General features: G+C 66.7%; 17 protein-coding genes and 2 pseudogenes. 5 read left to right on the top strand and 14 right to left on the bottom strand.

What is annotated here, in order from left to right; all coding sequences use genetic code 11:
- Positions 1 to 629: 629 nt before the first annotated feature.
- Positions 630 to 1,232, top strand: coding sequence for a nitroreductase family protein (locus tag D2E24_RS01340; RefSeq protein WP_125967533.1), 603 nt, complete (start codon positions 630 to 632; stop codon positions 1,230 to 1,232).
- Positions 1,233 to 1,833: 601 nt separating this feature from the next.
- Here D2E24_RS01340 and D2E24_RS01335 read toward each other — a convergent pair.
- The 10 genes from D2E24_RS01335 to ffh all read right to left on the bottom strand — a co-directional run bounded on the left by D2E24_RS01335 (position 1,834) and on the right by ffh (position 11,282).
- Complete coding sequence (locus D2E24_RS01335) at positions 1,834 to 3,027, bottom strand: NADH-dependent flavin oxidoreductase (RefSeq protein ID WP_125967532.1); 1,194 nt, start codon at positions 3,025 to 3,027, stop codon at positions 1,834 to 1,836.
- A 111-nt stretch (positions 3,028 to 3,138) separates the two neighbouring features.
- Complete coding sequence (locus D2E24_RS01330; protein WP_206430901.1) at positions 3,139 to 3,441, bottom strand: ArsR/SmtB family transcription factor; 303 nt, start codon at positions 3,439 to 3,441, stop codon at positions 3,139 to 3,141.
- A gap of 340 nt (positions 3,442 to 3,781) precedes the next feature.
- Positions 3,782 to 4,663 carry a tRNA (guanosine(37)-N1)-methyltransferase TrmD gene (gene trmD / locus D2E24_RS01325; protein WP_125967531.1) on the bottom strand — a complete coding sequence of 294 codons (882 nt, stop codon included), beginning with the start codon at positions 4,661 to 4,663 and terminating at the stop codon, positions 3,782 to 3,784.
- A gap of 169 nt (positions 4,664 to 4,832) precedes the next feature.
- Positions 4,833 to 5,435 (bottom strand): ribosome maturation factor RimM, encoded by a 603-nt coding sequence (rimM, locus tag D2E24_RS01320; protein ID WP_125967530.1) that lies wholly within the window; start codon positions 5,433 to 5,435, stop codon positions 4,833 to 4,835.
- Positions 5,436 to 5,443: 8 nt separating this feature from the next.
- Positions 5,444 to 5,677, bottom strand: coding sequence for an RNA-binding protein (locus D2E24_RS01315; RefSeq protein WP_125967529.1), 234 nt, complete (start codon positions 5,675 to 5,677; stop codon positions 5,444 to 5,446).
- Positions 5,678 to 5,679: 2 nt separating this feature from the next.
- The gene (rpsP, locus tag D2E24_RS01310; protein WP_125967528.1) at positions 5,680 to 6,126 is read right to left on the bottom strand and encodes a 30S ribosomal protein S16; all 447 of its coding nucleotides are present in this window, start codon (positions 6,124 to 6,126) and stop codon (positions 5,680 to 5,682) included.
- 205 nt (positions 6,127 to 6,331) lie between these two features.
- Positions 6,332 to 6,967, bottom strand: a complete 636-nt coding sequence (locus D2E24_RS10235) for a hypothetical protein (RefSeq protein WP_164520950.1) — start codon at positions 6,965 to 6,967, stop codon at positions 6,332 to 6,334.
- A 259-nt stretch (positions 6,968 to 7,226) separates the two neighbouring features.
- Positions 7,227 to 8,423: an endonuclease/exonuclease/phosphatase family protein gene (locus D2E24_RS01300; RefSeq protein WP_125967527.1), complete on the bottom strand. Its 1,197-nt coding sequence runs from the start codon at positions 8,421 to 8,423 to the stop codon at positions 7,227 to 7,229.
- Positions 8,424 to 8,432: 9 nt separating this feature from the next.
- Complete coding sequence (locus tag D2E24_RS01295) at positions 8,433 to 9,365, bottom strand: CPBP family intramembrane glutamic endopeptidase (protein WP_125967526.1); 933 nt, start codon at positions 9,363 to 9,365, stop codon at positions 8,433 to 8,435.
- A 273-nt stretch (positions 9,366 to 9,638) separates the two neighbouring features.
- Complete coding sequence (ffh, locus tag D2E24_RS01290; RefSeq protein ID WP_125967525.1) at positions 9,639 to 11,282, bottom strand: signal recognition particle protein; 1,644 nt, start codon at positions 11,280 to 11,282, stop codon at positions 9,639 to 9,641.
- Positions 11,283 to 11,528: 246 nt separating this feature from the next.
- Here ffh and D2E24_RS01285 point away from each other — a divergent pair, with 246 nt between their 5' ends.
- Positions 11,529 to 12,434: a cation transporter gene (locus D2E24_RS01285; RefSeq protein ID WP_125967524.1), complete on the top strand. Its 906-nt coding sequence runs from the start codon at positions 11,529 to 11,531 to the stop codon at positions 12,432 to 12,434.
- Between the two features lie 118 nt (positions 12,435 to 12,552).
- On the opposite strand, the gene cysS is transcribed toward D2E24_RS01285, so the two are convergent.
- A complete protein-coding gene (cysS, locus tag D2E24_RS01280) occupies positions 12,553 to 14,184 on the bottom strand; it encodes a cysteine--tRNA ligase (RefSeq protein ID WP_125967523.1) in 1,632 nt (543 codons plus the stop codon).
- Positions 14,185 to 14,300: 116 nt separating this feature from the next.
- Here cysS and D2E24_RS01275 point away from each other — a divergent pair, with 116 nt between their 5' ends.
- The 3 genes and pseudogenes from D2E24_RS01275 to D2E24_RS10760 form a co-directional block, all read left to right on the top strand.
- Entirely contained in the window at positions 14,301 to 15,026 is a 726-nt protein-coding gene (locus tag D2E24_RS01275; RefSeq protein WP_125967522.1) for a type 1 glutamine amidotransferase, read from the top strand.
- Positions 15,027 to 15,077: 51 nt separating this feature from the next.
- Positions 15,078 to 16,872: pseudogene (locus tag D2E24_RS01270) on the top strand (ABC-F family ATP-binding cassette domain-containing protein); the annotation flags it as partial.
- Positions 16,873 to 17,033: 161 nt separating this feature from the next.
- A pseudogene (locus tag D2E24_RS10760) lies at positions 17,034 to 17,267 on the top strand (ABC transporter C-terminal domain-containing protein); the annotation flags it as partial.
- An 89-nt stretch (positions 17,268 to 17,356) separates the two neighbouring features.
- Here D2E24_RS10760 and D2E24_RS01265 read toward each other — a convergent pair.
- The 3 genes from D2E24_RS01265 to D2E24_RS01255 form a co-directional block, all read right to left on the bottom strand.
- Positions 17,357 to 17,797: a type II toxin-antitoxin system VapC family toxin gene (locus tag D2E24_RS01265; protein WP_125967520.1), complete on the bottom strand. Its 441-nt coding sequence runs from the start codon at positions 17,795 to 17,797 to the stop codon at positions 17,357 to 17,359.
- Positions 17,794 to 18,093, bottom strand: coding sequence for a FitA-like ribbon-helix-helix domain-containing protein (locus tag D2E24_RS01260; protein WP_125967519.1), 300 nt, complete (start codon positions 18,091 to 18,093; stop codon positions 17,794 to 17,796). The genes D2E24_RS01265 and D2E24_RS01260 overlap by 4 nt, the downstream gene beginning before the upstream one ends.
- Positions 18,094 to 18,194: 101 nt before the next feature.
- On the bottom strand, positions 18,195 to 19,619 hold the full coding sequence (locus D2E24_RS01255) for an MFS transporter (RefSeq protein WP_125967518.1): 1,425 nt from the start codon (positions 19,617 to 19,619) through the stop codon (positions 18,195 to 18,197).
- Positions 19,620 to 19,777 lie beyond the last annotated feature (158 nt).

Raw genomic sequence — 19,777 nt, 5'->3', positions numbered from 1 at the left:
CGGTGTGGCTGGAACGCCATTGCCAATCCGTGCTGAGGGTATTTCGCGAGTTGAGGGCAGATTCCGAGGTTTGCGCAGTGCTATACGGCAAACTGAGGGCAGGCATACTCTCCGCAACCGTCACATACGGCGCGACATTCGGCCAAGGGCCAAGGGGTATGGCAGGTGTAGGGGAAGTGCAAGTGCCCTCAGTCCGCCGTATAGCACTGTGCAAGGCCGGGAATCTGCCCTCAGTATGCAAGAAAGTCGGGTGAGGATCCGCCGATGGGATGACGCCCGGCACCTGCGGGGCGGAGTCGCGTCGCAGGCACCGCCATGTGGATGTCCCGGATGGGGTCCGGTAGACGTAGTGTGGCGCGTTGGGCGCTTTTCCGTTGGATGCAATCTGCACGTTCACCGGGTCGAAGGCGGCGCGAGCGAACGACGTGGCGTTGGTCACATTTTTCGTTGGGTGAAATCTGGGTGTTGCCGGGTGGAGGCGGGCTTAGAGTGAATCCAACGCATATATCGAAGTGAGATATTGCAGTGCTGAGATATTTCAGGCAAGCAATATCGCTGCGCTTCGATACCTGCGGTAGGACATCTGTACCGGCCGTCCGCGCGGCGGCCACCTCACCGGGAGGGACATCATGACCCAGTTCATCGACCAGCTCAAGGCCCGTCGTTCGCAGTACGCGCTGACCGCCGACTCGCCGATCGCCGACGAGGCGATCGTCACGCTCGTCCAGGACGTCGTGCGCGAAGTGCCGAGCGCCTTCAACTCGCAGCCGCAGCGCGCCGTCGTCCTGTTCGGCGACGAGAACCAGAAGCTGTGGGGCATCGTCAAGGACGCGCTGCGCAAGGTCGTCGCCGACGAGGAGGCATTCAAGGCCACGTCCGCCAAGATCGACTCGTTCGCCGCCGGCCACGGCACCGTCCTCTTCTTCGACGACGTCGACGTGACCGCCCAGCTGCAGGCCGACTATCCGACCTACGCCGCCGCGTTCCCGCGCTTCGCGTCCGAGGCCGCCGGCATGCTCCAGCTGGCCGTGTGGACCGCGCTCGCCGAGCAGGGTCTGGGCGCCACGATTCAGCACTACAACCCGCTGATCGACGAGGCCGTCGCCACCGCGTTCGGCATCCCGTCGAACTGGACGCTGCTCGCCCAGATGCCGTTCGGCACCGTCGCCCAGCCCGCCGGTCCGGTCGACAAGCAGCCGGTCGAGGACCGCGTCAAGGTCTTCGGCCTGTAAGCCGGCGCCGGTCGCGGTTCGCGTGAGTCGCGACCATGACGGCAGCAGCGTGCGACGCATCGGGTGAGGTGAGTCTCCCCGTGCGTCGCATTCTGCATATTTTGGGCCGATTCCATACGGGTTGCGACGGGTTGCGACGCTGGACAGCCGGTTTGCGTCGTGACTTGTATGCCATCAATCAGTTTGTTGCAGATTGCGACGCTGGGAGGCCGGTTTACGTCGCAATCAGTAAGTTCCACTCGATTCGCATACGGATTGCGACGCGGAGAGACCGTTTTGAGTCGTGACTTGTTATGACTTGTATGCCGTTCATCAGCCTGTACGGATTGCGACGCGGGGAGGCCGGTTTGCGTCGCAATCCGTCGCAATCCGTACGAGTCGCCCCGTTTGTATGCAGATTGCGACGTGGCGGAACCTGTTCGCGTCGCAATCTGTATGTCGTCAACCGGTCTGTTACGGATTGCGACGCTGGACCGTGGATTCGCGTCGCAATTCGTAAGGTTCGTACGGTTCGCGTACGAGTTACGGCTGTGGGAAGACTCCCAATGTGCGAATCTTCCCACAGCCGTCCGCGGATCTGTCCCTGCGCCCCGTCCGGCGACTACTTGCGGAACAGGCCCTTCATGTCGTATCGGCCCGTGTGCAGGTGACGGATCGACTCGCCGCCGGGCAGCGGCTGCAGGCCCAGCGCGTCGCCGCGCGTGAACGCCTCGTGCAGGCCGCTCGTCCACGCCGTCTCCGCCAGCGCCTCCGGCGTGATCTCGTGGCGGATCTCGTCGCCGCGGCCGTCCATCACCTTGGCGGCGAACCGCGGGTCGACGAGCGTGCCGCGTCCCACCGCGATGAGGTCGCCGTAGTTGGCGATCGCGTCGGCGGCCGCTTCCTCGGAGAACACGTTGCCGACGACGATGAGCTTCGTCTCGTCGTCCAGCACGCGGCGGAACAGTGCGGCGTATGATTCGTCCGTGTCGGCAGGGCCGGACGCGTAGCCGTGCCACAGCGACAGGTGGATGTAGTCGAGTCCGCGCCTGACGATCTCGGCGACGAGCTGCATGGACTCGCGGTACGTGTAGCCGGCCTGGTCGTCGTGCAGCTCCTCCGGGCTGATGCGGTAGCCGACGATGAACCCGTCCGGCGCCTGCTCGTCCACGACGCGCATGACCTCGTCGACCACGGCGAGCGGGAAGCGCATGCGCGCCTCGAGCGAGCCGCCCCAACGGTCGGTGCGTCGGTTGGATGTGGCGGAGAAGAACTGCTGGAGCAGATAATGGTTGGCACCGTGGATCTCGACGCCGTCGAATCCGGCCTCGATGGCGCGTCGGGTGGCGCGGCCGAAGTCGGCGATGACGTCTTCGATCTCGACTTCGGTCATTTCGCGCACCGGGTAGCGCAGGAACGGGTAGTCGCCGCCGCTGACCGCGAGCACGTCCTCGCCGCTGAGCGCGCGGCCGACGGCCTGGTAGCCGCCGTGGTGGATCTGCAGCACCGCCTTGTTGCCGTCCTTCTTGAGCGCGGCGGCGAGGCGGCGCAGTCCGTCGAGGTGCGCGTCGGAGTAGGCGGCGAGCTGCTCGGGATAGCCGGGGTTGTAGCAGGGGCCGCCGTTCTCGCTCACGTAGTGGAATTCGGTGATGAGCAGGCCGGCCGCCTGCGAGCGTGCCGCGTAGTAGTCGATGGTTTCGTCGGAGACGAAGCCGTTGCGGCGGCCGGAGGAGGTCTGCATGGGCGCCATCGCGATGCGGTTGGTGATGACGGCGCCATGGCGCAGCGTCACGGGTTCGGTGAGTGTTCTGGTCATGTCCGGTTCCTTCCTCGGATGGTGGTTCGGCTTGCGCCGAAAATATGTTGAGATATTGCGATATGTCGTTCTGTTGTGGTGTACCGACCTGCGTCGTCTGGGGAGCGGCCGTCAGAGTTCCGTGTCGATGAAGTCGCGGAGCTCCTCGATGGCCGCTTCGTTGCGTCGGTAGTACGTCCACTTGCCGATGCGGGTGGACGTGACGAGGTTCGCCTTCTGCAGGATGGACAGATACTGGGAGGTGGTCGACTGCGTGAGTTCCAGCACGCGCTGGATCTCGCCCACGCAGACCCCGACCTGCTCCATATCGACGTCTGAATCGTGGTGGAAGTGCCGCTTGGGCTCCTTCAGCCACTGCATGATGCGGAGGCGATGCTCGTTCGCCAGTGCCTTGAGCGCTTCTGTCGGATTCACGCCTCCTATTATATCGACAATCTTCGATATGTCAATGTGTAGTGTGGTGGATTTGTGTCGCAATCCGCCCACCCCGCCCGATTCACATACGAATCGCGACGCTGAGAGGGAGGTTCGCGTCGCAATCCGTTAGGTCTGTCTGGTTCCTATGCGGATTGCGACGCCGGGGGAGCGGCTTGGGTCGTAATCTGTAGGATCTGCCCGATTCACGTACGGATTACGACGCAACGACCCCGGCTTGCGTCGCAATCCGCAACGTCGCTCCGGTTCATATGCAAGTTGCGACGCCGGGGGATCGGTTTGCGTCGCAATCCGTACGGAGAGGGGGAGACCGGAAAACCTACGAGAGGCGACGCGGATGCGCGCCGGAGACCTCCCAGCCGAGACCCATGAGGGTCTTGCGGTCGGCCTTGTCGAGCGCCTTGCAGTCGAGCCGTTCGATCAGGTCAGGGCGCAGCCGGTCGGTCTTGGCGAGCGATTCGTCGCGGCGGAACCGGTCGACCTTGCCGTGGTCGCCGCTCAGGAGCACGTCCGGCACGCCGATGCCGCGCCACGTGGCCGGCTTCGTGTACTGCCGGTGTTCCAGCAGCGCGTTCTCGCCGGTATACGATTCGGTGACGATCGATTCCGCGTTGCCCATGAAGCCGGGCAGCAGCCGCGTGATCGCCTCGAGCATCACGGACACGGCGACCTCGCCGCCGTTGAGCACGTAGTCGCCGATCGAATATTCGCGCACGTCGACGCCCTGCGCCCGGTAGTACTCGGGGATGCGCGCGTCGTAGCCCTCGTAGCGTCCGCAGCCGAACACGAGCCGGTCGGCGTGCGACAGTTCCGTCGCGTCCTGCTGGGTGAACAGCGGCGCCGACGGATTCGGGAAGATGAGCACCGTACGCGGTGCCGCGGCCACGTCGCCGGTATCGTCGATGACCGGCTCGCCGTCCGCAGCCGCCGCGGCAGCGTCGTCGGTGATGATCTCGCTGATGTCACGCGCGTCGAGGCCGAGCAGTTCGTCGAGGCATTCGGACCAGACGACGGGTTTCATGACCATGCCGGCGCCGCCGCCGACGGGCGTGTCGTCGACGGAATGATGCACGTCGTGGGTCCAGTCGCGCAGGTTGTGCGCGGCGACTTCGACCAGGCCCTTGGCCTGCGCCTTGCCGAACAGGCTCAGCCCGAGCACGTCGAAGTATTCGGGGAATACGGAAACGATGTCGATCTTCATACCTGCATTTATAGAGTGCAAGTCAGACGGATCCCCACGAACACGTCCCCGCCGCCCGCGACGGGAACGTGAAGACTCGTATCAGATACGGAAAACCGCTGCGAATCGGCGGGCATACCGTTTCGCAGCGGTTTTGCGGCATTCCATAACCTCACGCGGCCACGGTCCGTCACAGTCCCGGAATCAGTCCTCCGGGCGGGTCGAGGGTGAGATAGCCGCCGTCGAGGTCGATGTCGGGCACGACGGCATCGACGAACGGCACGAGCGCGCTGTTCTCGGTCACCTTGCCGGTGTCGGGGTCGCGCACCGGGTTCGCCAGCCGCACCTTGAGCAGCGACTGGAAGCCGTCGAGCACGTCGACGACCTTGCCGACGCTCTGTCCGGCGGGCAGTCCGAGCATGTTGCCGTCCGCGAGGCGCACGTCGAGTCCGACGAGGTCCTTGGGATACCAGGCGTCCTCTTCGAGCATGTATTCGGGGTCGTCGGCCTCGCCGTACAGTTCGATGCCGTTGGCCGCCTCGGAGGCGTCGCGGTCGTCGATTCCTTCGAATTTGACGATCCAACGGTTCTTGAACGTGCGGGAGCGTTCGACGACGTATTCGTCGGCGCCGTCGCGCGTGTAGAGCACGGAGCCGGGGGCGAACCGGTAGTCCGGTTCGTCGGTGAAGGGGAGGACGGTGACTTCGCCCTTGAGCCCTTGGGCGCGGCCGATACGACAGACCCTCAGCAACTCGCGCTGCTGAGGGCCGTCAGAGTGTTGTTGACTCGCCACGCCGGGTGTCACCTACGCACGTCCATGATGTCGACGCGCACCTTGTGGTCGGACAGCGCCTGGATCACGGTGCGAATCGCGTTCGCGGTGCGTCCGTTGCGTCCGATCACGCGGCCGATGTCCTCCGGGTTCACGCGCACGCGAAGCAGTTCGCCGCGCGGGTTCTCATGGGACTTGACCGAGACATCATCGGGGAAATCGACGATGTTCTTGACGAGGTGTTCCACAGCCTGTGCGAGCATGATCACTCAGCCTGCGCTTCCTCGGCCGGGGCTTCCTCGGCGGCAGCGGCGGCTTCGGCCTCGGCCTTGGCCTTCGCCTCGGCCTCGGACTTGGCGGCCTTCAGCTTCTGGGCCTGGGCCTCGACGGCCTCGACGCGGGCGGCGGCGTCCGGGCCGGCCTCAACGGTCTTCAGGGTGCCCTCGGCGCCCTCAAGGCCCTTGAACTTCTGCCAGTCGCCGGTGATCTTCAGCAGGTTGAGGACCTGCTCGGTCGGCTGAGCGCCGACACCCAGCCAGTACTGGGCGCGCTCGGAGTCGATCTGGATGGTCGAAGGCTGGGTGTTCGGGTTGTAGGTACCGATCTCCTCGATGGCACGGCCATCGCGCTTGGTACGCGAATCCATGATGACCACGCGGTAGAACGCGTAGAACTTCTTACCCATGCGCTTCAGACGAATCTTGGTTGCCAAGATGGCTCTCCTTGTAACTAGGGGTGTGGTTCGGTTTGCAGTGTGGGGCACAGCTTGCCGGCCCACTCGTTCCTCGTGACGCCCGGGATTAGAGGGCTCCGATCGCCACGAATAACGTCGGCAATTGTACCTGCCGGTATGGATTTCCGCGCGTCGTGTCGCGTCTGTCGGAACACGCCGTGCGACGGGTTCCTCGGCTGTTGTTTTACAGGTCGGCGGGGTCTCCGATGAGGATGTGTCCGTTGGTGACCATGCAGGATTGCACGCCGGGGTCGTCCCTGTCGAGTGTGGTGTCGGGGGTTTCGCCGGGGTCGACGTGGTTCATGGTGTTGACGTCGTCGCGGTATTGGGCGATGGTGTAGTCCTTGGGGACGAGTCCGGCGCGTTTGAGGCAGTCGACCGCGCCTTCGTCGTGGTCGGAGTACAGGTTGGGGTTGCCGACCTGCGCCTGATAGAGCACGCTGATCACACTGATGTGCATGGCTGTGCACGCGATTTCATCATTGTGAATTCCCTCCTCGGTGGAGGTATCCTCGCCGTCGGACACCCGGGCATAGGGCTGCTTGACGCCGTTGGACGTGGTATAGAATTCGGGTTTGCTGTGCCCGCGGTCGGTCATGCAGGTGGTATAGCCGTCGTAGGCGGCTTCGTAGTCGCTTCTGGATACCTCGCCGGTGTCGATGACGCGTTGGATGGCTGCCCGTTGGGTCTCGCCGATGTCGTCGCCGCCTTCGTCGAGCAGCTGCTGCGCGTATTCGGACAGCGATGACGCGAGGCGTTCCCCGGTGGCGTCCGGGTCGGCCGTCTGCCGGGTTCCGCAGCCTCCCAGCAGCAGCGGCAACAGGGCCGCGATGGCGAGCGTTCCCCCTATGCGGCGAAACCGTCCGGCGCGGTCAGTGGGATGGTGGTGATGCATGGTGGGCCTCTTCCCCGAGGTTGGTGGTTCACGGCGCGCGCAATGCGTGCGGCCCCCACCCCTATTGAGGATCCGGATGCTCGGCCCCGGTGACGGGGATGTCCTCCGTTGGACTGCACTGTGCCGCCGCGCCCAAGTATATCAGGTGTTGCCGTGTGGCCGCGGCGGCTGGCTGCGGCATCTGTCAGTCGATGACGAGCGTGGCGGCCAGCGCGAGGTGGTCGGTGTCCTTGATTTCAAAGGATTCGACGTCGCCGAACGTGGCGTCGCCGTCGGCGAGGATGTGGTCGAGGATGATGCGCGGCCAGCGCAGCCAGCGGGGGAACGTGGGCTGGGGGCCGCGTGCGACGGTCAGGTTCGCGTCGCGGAATCCGGCGTCGAGCAGCGTGCGGAAGCTCGGATGGTCGATGCCGGAGTTGAGGTCGCCGAGGATGACGGTGATGTCGCGTTCGCGCCGCCCGTCGCGCCGGGCGAGCCCGCCCAGTCCGATGATGCCGGCGGACCAGTCCTGCAGGCTGCGCATCGGCGACTTGGGGTGGGCGGAGACGAATGTGATGTCGCGCTGCGGGTCGATCTGGATGGTTGCGGCCGGCAGGTCGGCGGCGGGGATGTCGATGATCGACGACGTGGATTCCTTCGGGTCGACGCGCATCCAGATGCCGTTGAATCCGCCGTTGTCGCTGTCGCGCGCCTTGCCGAGGCGACGGTAGGGGAGCAGCAGGTCGAGTCCGTTGGCGTCGAGCGCGTCGACGAGCTCCTGCGTGAGCTCCTGCAGGGCGAGGACGGAGATGTCGCGGGCGAGCACCGCGCCGACGATGGATTTCGCGTCGGCCCGGCCGAACCGGCAATTGACGGTCATGACGTTGAACGACGCGGCTGCCGACGCGCGCTGGCCGAGCACGTCCTGCGCGGTCTCCCGCTCATGGACGGCGTTTTCACGCAGTGTTTCACGAATGCGTGCGCGGAGCGCAGCCGCGGCGCGCGCATCGTCGCCGGATACGGCCGCATCGGCCGCACTATCGCCGCCGACACCATCGTCGACACCGGACAACCGATCGTCGTCGCCCATCGCATCGTCATCGACGCGCCGGCGGCGACGTGACGGCGATCCGCCGAATCCGCGCCATCGTGCCAGATAGCGCGCCTGCCGTGCCCGCGACGCGACGGCGACGACGATCGGCGCGACGACGGCCCACGCCGGGCAACCGGCGACGGCCGCCGCGACGGCGACGACGACCATCGGAATCCACAGGAACGGGATCAGGGCGATCAGATACGGCAGCGGCATATGCAGGTCGGCGCCGGCGGGCAGCCACGCGAGCGCCGCCCACGCCGCGCATACGGCGGTCAGGATCATCAGTACGATCAGCACAACAGTCACAAGCCCCTATTATGCCGTGACCGGTGTGAACGCCTTGCGAAGCACCGTGACCACGGCGATCGCGACGCCGATGACGGCGAGCGCGTCGAGCAGCGGCTCGGCGAACAGCGTGTAGGGGTGCAGCTGCTGTCCCGTCAGGATTACGTCGTAGACGCCGTGCGCGACGATCAACGGCATGATCGCACCGGTGCGACGGTAGATCATGACGAACAGGACCGGCCAGATCGCGATGGCGAGCGCCGCCCACCCGTAGTACAGGTGGTAGCTGACGCGCATGAGCGCCGCGATGGCGGCGACGGCCGGCCACGGGACGCGGCATCGGCGCAGGCCGACGGCGACCACGCCGAGTGCGATCGGCTCCTCCATGAGGCCGGCGGTCGCGCTGCCGAGCAATACCAGCATCGTGGCGGTGTCGCCGATGGGAACGGTGGCCTGGTTGACCATCTGGACGTGGAGGACGGTCGCGGCCCACGTCATCATGGTCGTGCCGGCCATCATGGCGGCGAACGCGACGAAGAACGTCTTCACCTCGGTGGTCCAGGCGGGGATCCGGAGCGGACAGGCGGGCTTGGGATGGCGGCGCAGCAGCATCATGGCGACGCATCCGAGCAGGCCGGGGATGTTGTAGCGGAGCAGATAGCCGACGAGATATTCCGTCTGCGTGTTGATGTCGACGGTCGTGTACTGCAAGGTGTCGTCCGGCGTATAGGACAGGAGCTGTTCGATGGACGCGACGACAGCATGTCCGAGGCCGGCTGCGAACAACAGGATGATCAGCGGCACGATGACCGCCGCGGCCCGAAGCGGTCGGTCCGCCTGTTTCAGCCCGGTACGGTCGATCCGCAGCTCGTCGATGACGGCCGATCGGAGGCGCTGCAGCCCGGTATCGGCCGTCGCGACCGCTCCGTGATGCTCACGATGATGCTCGTGTTCGATTGCCATTGTTACCCCCGTTCATTGTCGCCGCATGATGCGGCGTTCCCCTAGACCGGGTGCAATGTATCGCGGGAATATTACGCGCCGATGAATCGGTTCCGAAGACTGCTTCGCAGGCTCACAACGCTCGCGCGATCGCATGGTGTGCGCGAGGAATGTGAGGGTTACGGTGTCCGAAACGTCACGATGCTCGCGCACACCGCTGGATTGCGCGAGCATCGTGACGTTTCGGACACGTCTGTGCACCTGCTTACGACATCGGGCGCACAGACGTGTCCGTCAGCCGAGCAGACCGCCCAGGCCGGCGCCGAAGTTCGGCGGCAGTTCGCCGCCGTTCGCGTCGAGCGCCTGCTGCAGGCCGGCCGGAAGCGCCGGATTCTGCGGCTTCTTCGCGAACGCGGAGCCGCCGGTCGAACCGGACTTGCCGGCGAGCTTGTCGCGCAGCGCCCTCTCCTCGGCCTCGCGCTTCATCGGATTGCCGGACTTGGACGAGCCCTTCTTCTTGTTCTTGCCCTTGCCCTTCTTGCCGCCGCCCATCGCCGGGCCGCCGAAGCCGGGGATGCCGCCCATGCCGGCCTTGTTCGACATGCGCTTCATCATCTTCGCGGCCTGCTCGAACCGCTGCAGCAGACCGTTGACGGCCGACACGGTGTTGCCCGAACCGTAGGCGATGCGGGCGCGGCGCGAACCGTCGATGATCTTCGGATTGCGACGCTCCTCGGGCGTCATCGAACGGATGATCGCCTCGGTGCGGTCGATCTCACGCTCGTCGAACTGCTCCAGCTCCTTGCGATGGGCCGCCATGCCGGGGATCATGCCCAGCAGCGACTTCATCGAACCGAGCTTGCGCACCTGCTGCAGCTGCTCCAGGAAATCGTCGAGACCGAACTCGCCCTCGGCCATCTTCGCCGCGGCCTCACGCGCCTTCTCCTCGTCGAACTGCTTCTGCGCCTGCTCGATCAGGGTGAGGATGTCGCCCATGTCGAGGATGCGCGAGGCCATGCGATCCGGGTGGAAGACCTCGAAATCCTTCAATCCCTCGCCGTTGGACGCGAACAGGATCGGCTTGCCGGTCACCGACGCGACCGACAGGGCCGCGCCGCCGCGCGCGTCGCCGTCGAGCTTGGACAGCACCACGCCGGTGAAGTCCACGCCCTCGTCGAACGCCTTCGCGGTCTGCACCGCATCCTGGCCGATCATCGCGTCGATGACGAACAGGATCTCGTCGGGCTGCACGGCGTCGCGGATGTCGCGCGCCTGCTTCATCAGCTCCTCGTCGACGCCCAGACGGCCGGCGGTATCGATGATGACCGTGTCGTACAGCTTCTGCTTGGCGAGCGCGATCGAATCGCGCGCCACCTTCACCGGATCACCGGTCGTCAGGCCCGGGATCGACACGGCGTCGCCGCCGTCGGACTGCACGCCCTTCTCCGGCGCGTACACCGGCACGCCGGCGCGCTCGCCCACGACCTGCAGCTGGGTGACGGCGTTCGGACGCTGCAGGTCGGCGGCGACCAGCAGCGGCGTATGGCCGGAATCCTTCAGCCAGTAGCCGAGCTTGCCGGCCAGCGTGGTCTTGCCGGCGCCCTGCAGGCCGGCGAGCATGATGATCGTCGGCGGGTTCTTCGCGAAGTTGAGCGGACGGTCCACGCCGGCGCCGAGCACGTCGGTCAGCTCGTCGTTGACGATCTTGACGACCTGCTGGGCCGGGTTGAGCGCATCGGACACCTCGGCGCCGAGCGCACGCTCGCGCACGCGGGAGGTGAAGGAGCGCACCACGTCGAGCGCCACGTCGGCGTCGAGCAGCGCGCGGCGGATCTCACGGATCGTACCGTCGATATCCGCTTCGGAAAGCTTGCCTTTGCTCTTGAGATGCTTGAACGCATTCGAGAACCGGTCGGTAAGAGAACTAAATGCTGCCATAATGCCCAGAGTCTAGCCGCCACGCGGGAAAACCGGGCCTTCCGCCGGCTATGCCGTCGGCGGAAGCGGCGGAAGCGGCGGGGCGGACGCGCCGCGCATCCGGTAGGATGGGAGACGCAAACGATTCCGCGGATTCTGACATCGTAGCCACACCATCTCGGATTCCTGGACACCACCTATACGCAGACTGCCGTGCGCTCCCACCGGACCGACGCAGACATGCCGTGCAATACGGAAGGCCCGCCCATGCAGCACAAACGCATCGAACGCCAAGCCCTCACCGTGGGCATCATCGTCAACACCATCCAGGTCGCGGCCGGCATGGCCGTGTTCTTCATGACCGGCCTCAAGGCCATGTTCCTCGACTTCTCGTTCACCGCGATATCCGTCGCCTCCGGCCTCATCGCCGTCTACCTGTCCACGCGCACCGTGCGCGTCACCGAACGCTTCCCCAACGGCATGTTCGCCCTCGAACCGATCTACGCGATCGCCAAGGCCATGTTCACGATGGCACTCCTCACGTTCTCGCTCGTCGACGTCAGCCAGGTCGCCTACGACTGGTTCGTGCTGGGCGAAGGCACCCGCATCGAAACCGGCCCCGTCGTCGTCTACGAGATCGCCACCGTCGCCATCTGCCTCGGCCTGTACCTGTACTACGCGCGCGAGAACCGGACCATCCGCAACTCCAGCACCATGCTCACCGCCGAATGCAACAGCACGCTCGTCGACGGCGCGATGTCGTTCGGCATCGGCGCGGTCGCCGTCGCGCTGATGATCCTGCCCGACGACGGGGCGCTCGCGTTCCTGCATTACACCGGCGACTTCTTCATCACCGTCGCGCTGGTGGCGTGCACGATCCGCGAGCCGATCGGCGTGCTGCGCGACGCGTTCGTGGAGCTCGTCGGCGGCGTCCATGACGACGACGAGACGAACGCGTTCGTCGAAGCCGCCGCGCTGCGCCACCTGCCCGCCGACACCGAGTACGAGCGGACGCTGATCTTCAAGACCGGCATGAACTACACGGTCGACGTGTATCTGGCCGGCACCGGCGCCACGATCGACGTGGCCGACCTGGTCGACCGCAAGCGCGCGCTGGAGGCGGAGCTGCGCCACCGCCTCCACATCGTCGACGTCGACTTCGTCTTCGACTGACGGTCCGGCGACCGCAATGATGAAGGCCGTGGTCCGGATGCCGGAAAGCGACATACGGACCACGGCCTTCATCCGATCGGATCATGCCGTCCGCGGGGTTCGCGGGGGTTGCGGGTCCTTACTTGAGGCTCCAGGTGCTGCCCTGGGGGCCGTCCTCGATGGCGATGCCTGCGGCGTTCAGGGCGTCGCGGATCGCGTCGGCCCTGGCGAAGTCGCGCGCCTTGCGCGCTTCGGCGCGGGCGGTCAGCTGCTCGCCGATCAGCGCGTCCAGCACTTCATGCTCGCGGCCGCCGTCGTCGCCGGACGCGCCGGCGCCGGAACCGCCGGCGGTCCACGGTTCGGCCAGCGGGTCGAGACCGAGCGTATCGAGCATCGCACGCACGGCCACGAGCGCATCGCGCAGTTCGGCGCGCGCCGCGTCGGCGTCGGCGCGGTCGGCCAGCTGCGACAGCAGCGTGTTGCCGGCGCGCACGGCGGAGAAGACCGCCGCGTTCGCCCCCGACACGTTGAAGTCGTCGTTCATCGCGGCGACGAAGTCGGCCGGCAGATCGTCCGCGCCCACGGCGACGATCTCGTCGCGCGACGGCTGGCCGCTCAGCGCGGCGCCGGCACGGTCCACGAAGTTCGTGACGCGGTCGTAGGCGGCGCGCGCCTCCACGAGCGCCTGATCGGACCATTCGAGCATCGAACGGTACTGGACCGAGCCGAGCGCGTAGCGCACCACCCACGCCGGATTGCCGGCGAGGACGCTCGGCACGGACAGGCCGGTGCCCAGCGACTTCGACATCTTCTCGCCCTTGGCGGTCACCCACGCCGAATGCATCCAGTGCGCGGCCGAATCGTAGCCGGCGGCGCGCGTCTGCGCCATCTCGTTCTCATGGTGGGGGAAACGCAGGTCGAGGCCGCCGCCGTGGATGTCGAACATGCCTTCGAGATAACGGTGGCTCATCGCCGAGCATTCGATGTGCCAGCCGGGACGGCCGACTCCGAACGGGGTGCTCCAGCGCGCGTCGAGCGGATCGGTGTCCTTCGGCGCCTTCCACAGGGCGAAGTCGCGCGGGTCGTGCTTGTCGGGCGACAGGTCGGCCGGGTCGACCGGATTGTACTTGTCGTCGCCGGCGGCGTCGACGCTCGGACCCATGCGGTCGGCGACGGCGGCCGCCTCGTCCCCGGCCGCGGCGGTCTGCTTCTGGTGCGTGAGGTCGCCGTAGTGCGGCCAGCTGGCCACGTCGAAGTACACGTTGCCGGTCGGTTCGCCGTCCTCGCCGCGCACGACGTAGCCGTGGCCGTTGGCGATGATGCGTTCGATCAGCGCGACCATGTCCATGATGTGGCCGGTGGCGCGCGGCTCGTAGGCGGGCGGCAGCACGCCGAGCGTATCGTACGACGCGGTGAACTCGCGCTCGTACAGGTAGGCGCGCTCCCACCAGCGCTGGCCGGCCGCGGCGGCCTTGTCGAGGATCTTGTCGTCGATGTCGGTCACGTTGCGCACGAACGTGACGCGGTAGCCGAGCCGTTCGAACCAGCGGCGCACCACGTCGAACGCGACGGCGGCGCGGATGTGGCCGATATGCGGCGACGACTGCACGGTCGCGCCGCACACGTACATGCCGACCTGGCCGGGACGGATCGGCGCGAACGGCTCGACCGTGTGGCTTGCCGTATCGTACAGGCGCAGGCCGGCGGCCGCGCGCGCGACCTGACGGCTTGCGAAAGTGTTGGAATTCTGCGGTTCTTGGGCTTGCGTCATAGGGCAAGCGTAGAAGCGTTGCACGACAAAGCCGGCCGCCGCCGGCCGCGTGGCCGGGACCGTACGGTGAAGCGCGGTTTTGCCCGAATTACGCGGGTGGTGACACAATGGACCCCATGACGCAGCCGCAAGTGTTGATTCTGCAGCACGTCCCGTGGGAGAAGCCGGGGCGTATTCTGACGAACCTCGAGGAGTACGGGCTGGCGACGCAGACGCTCGAGATCGCGAAGAAGAAGAAACCCGACCTGCCCGATTTCGACGAAGTGGCGGGCGTGGTCATCATGGGCGGGCCGATGGGCGCGCTCGACTACGACAAGTATCCGGGCCTCAAGGCGGAGGCGAAGCTCGCCAAGGCCGCCATCAGCGTCGGCAAGCCGGTGCTGGGCGTGTGCCTGGGCCATCAGATCGTCGCCACGGCGCTGGGCGCGAAGCTGTGTCGCGGCGAGGCGCCGGAGATCGGCTTCGGCCCGATCAAACGCGTCGACAAGCACGACTTCCTGTCCATGTGGGACAAGCAGCTCGACGTGCTCCACTGGCATAACGACGTGGTGGGCCTGCCGTCGGATGCGCAGCTGCTCGCGCGCTCGCAGTCGACCAAGGTGCAGGCGTTCCGCTTCGGATCGGCGCTGGGCGTCCAGTTCCATCTGGAGGTGACGCGCGCGATCCTCGAGGAGTGGCTCGACGAGCCGTCGATGGTCAAGGAGCTCAAGGCCGCCGGCGGATCCAAGTCGCAGCTGCGCGACGCGTTCGCCGAACACGACGCCGCGCTGCAGCCGCTCGCCGACCAGGTGTTCTCCGGATTCGCCGCCCGCTGCAGCTCGTACGCGCGCACGCTCGGCTGACGGTCGGCGCGACGCCGGCGATGCCCGGTGGTGGCGCTAAGTTAGTGCCCTATGCCGACTTACGATATTGGATTCGAACACGTCTCGCTCGCCTTCGCCACGAAGACCATCTTCACCGACGTCACGCAAGGCGTCTTCGAAGGCGACCGCATCGGCATCGTCGGCCGCAACGGCGACGGCAAGTCGACGCTGCTGCACCTGTTCAACGGCACGCAGGAACCCGATTCGGGGCGCGTGACCAAACGCAACGGCCTCACCTTCGGCATGCTCGACCAGCGTGACCCGCTCGACGACGACGCGACGGTGCGTCAGGCGGCGTTGGAGGGCCGTGCCGACTACGAGTGGGCGGCCGAGACGCGTTCGCGCGAGATCGTCGAGGCGCTGCTCGGCGGCATCTCGCTCGACGCGACCATCGGCTCCCTGTCCGGCGGCCAGCGCCGACGCGCCGACCTGGCGCGGCTGCTGCTGCGCGACTGGGACATCCTCGCGCTCGACGAGCCCACCAACCATCTGGACGTCGTGACGATCCACTGGCTCGCCGAACATCTCAAGAACCGCTGGTCGAAGGGGCAGGGCGCGCTGCTGCTCGTCACCCACGACCGCTGGTTCCTCGACGAGGTGTGCGAGTCGATGTGGGAGGTGCACGACGGCGTCATCGACCCGTTCGAAGGCGGCTATTCGGCGTACATGCTCCAGCGCGTCGAACGCGACCGTCAGGCCGACGTGCGCGAGACGAAGCGGCGCAACCTCGCCCGCAAGGAGCTCGCATGGCTGACGCGCGGCGCCCGCGCACGCTCCACCAAGCAGAAGTTCCACGTCAAGGCCGCCAAGGCGCTCATCGCCGACGTGCCGCCGGTGCGCAACTCGATCGAACTGCGCCAGATGGCCACGTCGCGCCTCGGCAAGCAGGTCGTCGACTTGGTCGACGTGACCCAGATCTTCACCCGCACGCAGGGTATGGCCGCCGTCGACCCGGACGCGGCCGCGCTCGAGGACTCCGCGTCGCGCGTCGACGTCGTGCACGCGATGTACGCCGAACCGCAGATCCACGGTTCGATCGAGGTGGCCGTCGACACGATGGCCGACCCGCGCCTCGTCGACGCGGGCATCCCCGAGGCGATCGAGGCGGCCGAACAGGCGCGCCGCGAAGCCGAGGAGCGGGCGCGCCGGCAGGGCGTGACCGAGGAGTCCGTCGAACCGGAGGTCACGTCGGCGGCGCGGCGCGTCACCGTATCCGGCCGCACGATCCTCGACGACGTGACGTGGCTGATCGGCCCGGGCGACCGGTTCGGCATCGTCGGCGCGAACGGCGCCGGCAAGTCGACGCTGCTCAAACTGCTCGACGGGACCATCACCCCCACCCAGGGGCGCGTCAACATCGGCAAGACCGTGAAGTTCGCCGTGCTCTCGCAGCGGCTGGACGAACTCGAGAAGCTCGGCAAGTACAAGATCAAGGAAGTATTGTCGCGCTACAAGCCGAGCTACATCGTGGACGGCAAGGAGGTGACGCCCGGCCAGCTCATGGAACGGCTCGGCTTCGAATCCGCGCAGCTCATGACGCCGATCCGCGACCTGTCCGGCGGACAGAAGCGCCGCATGCAGCTGCTGCTCATCCTCCTCGACGAGCCGAACGTGCTCATCATGGACGAGCCCGGCAACGACCTCGACACCGACATGCTGGCCGTCATGGAGGACCTGCTCGACACGTGGCCCGGCACGCTGATCGTCGTGTCGCACGACCGCTACCTGCTCGAACGCGTCACCGACCAGCAGTTCGCACTCATCGGCGGCAAGGTGCGCCACCTGCCCGGCGGCGTGCAGGACTATCTCGACATGACCGAGATGATCAAGGCCGGCAAGCCGCTGCCGGAGATGACGTACTCGCCGTCCACGGGTGCGGGCGGGTCGGCGTCGGCTGCGGGCGGTCGGGGCAACAGTGGCGGGGCTGCTTCGGGTGCCGCGTCGGCTGGCGCTTCGGGTGCTTCGGCGTCGGCGGCGTCGGCCGGCGAACCGAAGCTGACCGGCAAGGCGTTCCACGACGCGAGCAAGCGCGTCGCCGCCATCGAACGCAAGCTCGCCCGACTGGAGGAGAGCAAGGCCGAACTGGAGGCACGCATGGCTGCGCACGATCCAAGCGACTACGCCGGCCTCAACGACCTCAACCAGCAGCTCCAGGCCGTCGCCGACGAATCCGACGAACTGGAGATGGAGTGGATGGAGCTGTCCGAACAGCTCGGCTGATCGGGCGGATCGACGGCGGATCGGCGCGGGTCGCCGGTTCGCCGGGATCGGAATGCGGGCTACGACGACGGAGTCGGAGTCCGCATCCGTCACCGCGCGTCGGCATCCGTGCGATGCCACGGGTCGACGACGGTGACGCCGGTGCCCTCGAAATCCCTGACGTTGCGCGTCGCAAGCGCCGCGTCCTGCGAGCGTGCGATCGCTGCGATCATCGCATCCTGCACGCCGATCGGACGGCCCGCCCGTTCCCGGATATCCCGGACCTCGGCGTATTCGATCGCGGCGGTGGCGTTGAACGGGTGGATGCTGTCGAGCAGCGGCAGCAATGCGAAGTCGATGGCCTTCGCCAGTTGGCGTCGGCGCTGTCCCTCCGGCATGCGCCGGATGCCGGAGAACAGTTCCGCGACGGTGATGGATGTGGTCGCCAGCTGACGGGAATCCGTGTGCGAGAACCAGTCGAGCACCGAAGCCGACGGTCGGGGACGTACCAGTTCGCTGATGACGTTGGTGTCGAGGATGATCCCGGTCATGCGCCGAACACCTCCCGGTCGCGTTCGGGTTCGTCGCCGCGTGCGGGCGTGGGGAACTCCTCTTCGGAGAACCCTTCGATGGACTCCTCCTCCATGAACGTGCGCAGTCGTTCGTAGAAGTTCGTGGTCCTGATCTCATGCCGTGCGAGGACGCCTGCTGCGTAATCCTCCAGCACCGACCGCACCTCCGACTCCATCGAACGGTTGTGGCTCTTCGCCGTCTCCTTGAGCTTGGCTATGCAATCCGCGGGCACCTTCCTGATGGTGATGGTGCCGGTCGTCTCTTCCGCGCTCATCGCAACCCCCTTCGGCTGTATCGCGTCAATTGTGCTAGCATTATGCTAGCACAACAGTCGGAACGTCGCCAGGCGGCCATCGTCGGCGAGGCCGGCACATCCTACAGATCGACCTGCGGCCATCGGTCGGCCGCGGGAATCCGCCGGACGGAACGGTCCGCCAGCACGATCGCCAGATTGCAGGCGAGCGCGGCGAGGAACACGCCGGTCGTCGTACGGAATCCGACGGCCGGCAGCAGCGAACCGACGATCGCCGAGCAGAACAGCGTCGGCAGCATCGACAGCAGGTCGCTCGCCGAACCGACGCGGCCCTGCATGTCGGCCGGCACCTTCGCGAACACGAACCCCACCAGCAGCGCGTTCATCGTCGGCATCGGCAGTGCGAGCGCGATCGTGGACGCAAGGATGGCCGGATATGCGTGCGTGGCCATCATCGGCGCCAACGCTGCCAAACACAGCGCCGACGTGACGATCAGGCCGCGGCCCACCGGCACGCGGTCGGCGATCAGTCCGGCCAGCGCCGCGCCGGCGAGCATGCCGCCGCCGATCGCCGTGCTGACGAAACCGATGCGCACCGGGACGACGCCGTCGCCCACCAGTTGCAGTTCGATCGTGGCGAGCACGCCGTTGACGCCGAAATTGAGCAGCGCGACGATGACGCACATGAGCATCAGCGTGCGCCGGCGCAGCGTCCACCGCCAGCCGTCGAGAAAATCGGCGAGGAACGACGTGCGGGCGGCGGTCGGCGCCGGAGCCTCCTCGTCGGTGGGTGTACCGGAATCGGGTGTACCGGAATCGGGTGCACCGGACGGCGCGCGGTCGCAGCTGGCGGTCGGGCGCGAATCCGGGAGGCCGGCGCGTCGCGGATCGTCCCGTTGCATCCGGATGGCGGCCGCGCCGGAGACCGCGTACAGAAGCGACGCGGCGGCGAACGGCATCCACGCGGCGACCGCGTACAGCATGCCGCCGAGTGGCGAACCCGCCAGTGCGACCACGGAATCACGCCCCTGATTGAGCGCCTGCGCACGCGGATAATCCTCGATCGGCAGCAGGGAGCGCAGCATCGCATCGGTCGCATTGCCCAGCAGGCCGTTGACGGTCGACGCTGCGAGCGCGATCGCGGCGAACAGCGGGAACGTAATCAGCCCGGCCGTCATGAGCGCGGCCGCCGCACCCCACAGGACGACGCCGCACAGCGCGTTGACGATGACGAGCCGACGGCGCTCATGCCGGTCGACGAGCGTACCGCCGACCGTCTGCGCGACCTGCGAGACGATCACGGCGGCGGTGCCGAGCCATCCCGCGGCGGGCAGCGACCCGCTGAGTGCGAATGCGGTCAGGGAGATCGCGAAGCCCTTCATCGCCGCGCCCACGGCCGACGCGGTGTCCGCGGCGAACCACGCGCGATAGCGGCCGTTGCGCCACAGGGATGCGCGTGCGGCGGTGGGGGTGTCGGCATCCGCGGATTGGGTGGTGGATTGGATGGATGATGAGGATGGTGCGGATGATGTAGATGATGCGGTCATGATACGCCTTTCTTTGCGGGTACAGGGTGATCGACGTGCCTCACGTTTTTTGAGCGCGTAGGGTGTGGTGGTGCCTCATCGGGAATGAGCGCGAACGGTATCGGTCCTGTTTGGCTTGTCTTATGGAAGACAGGATCAGCATGGCGACGAAGCGGCAG

This window comes from Bifidobacterium samirii (assembly GCF_003952945.1).
Lineage (GTDB): Bacteria > Actinomycetota > Actinomycetes > Actinomycetales > Bifidobacteriaceae > Bifidobacterium > Bifidobacterium samirii.
The sequence above is the reverse complement of the archived record's forward strand: the minus strand, read 5'-3'. Positions and strand labels throughout refer to the sequence as shown.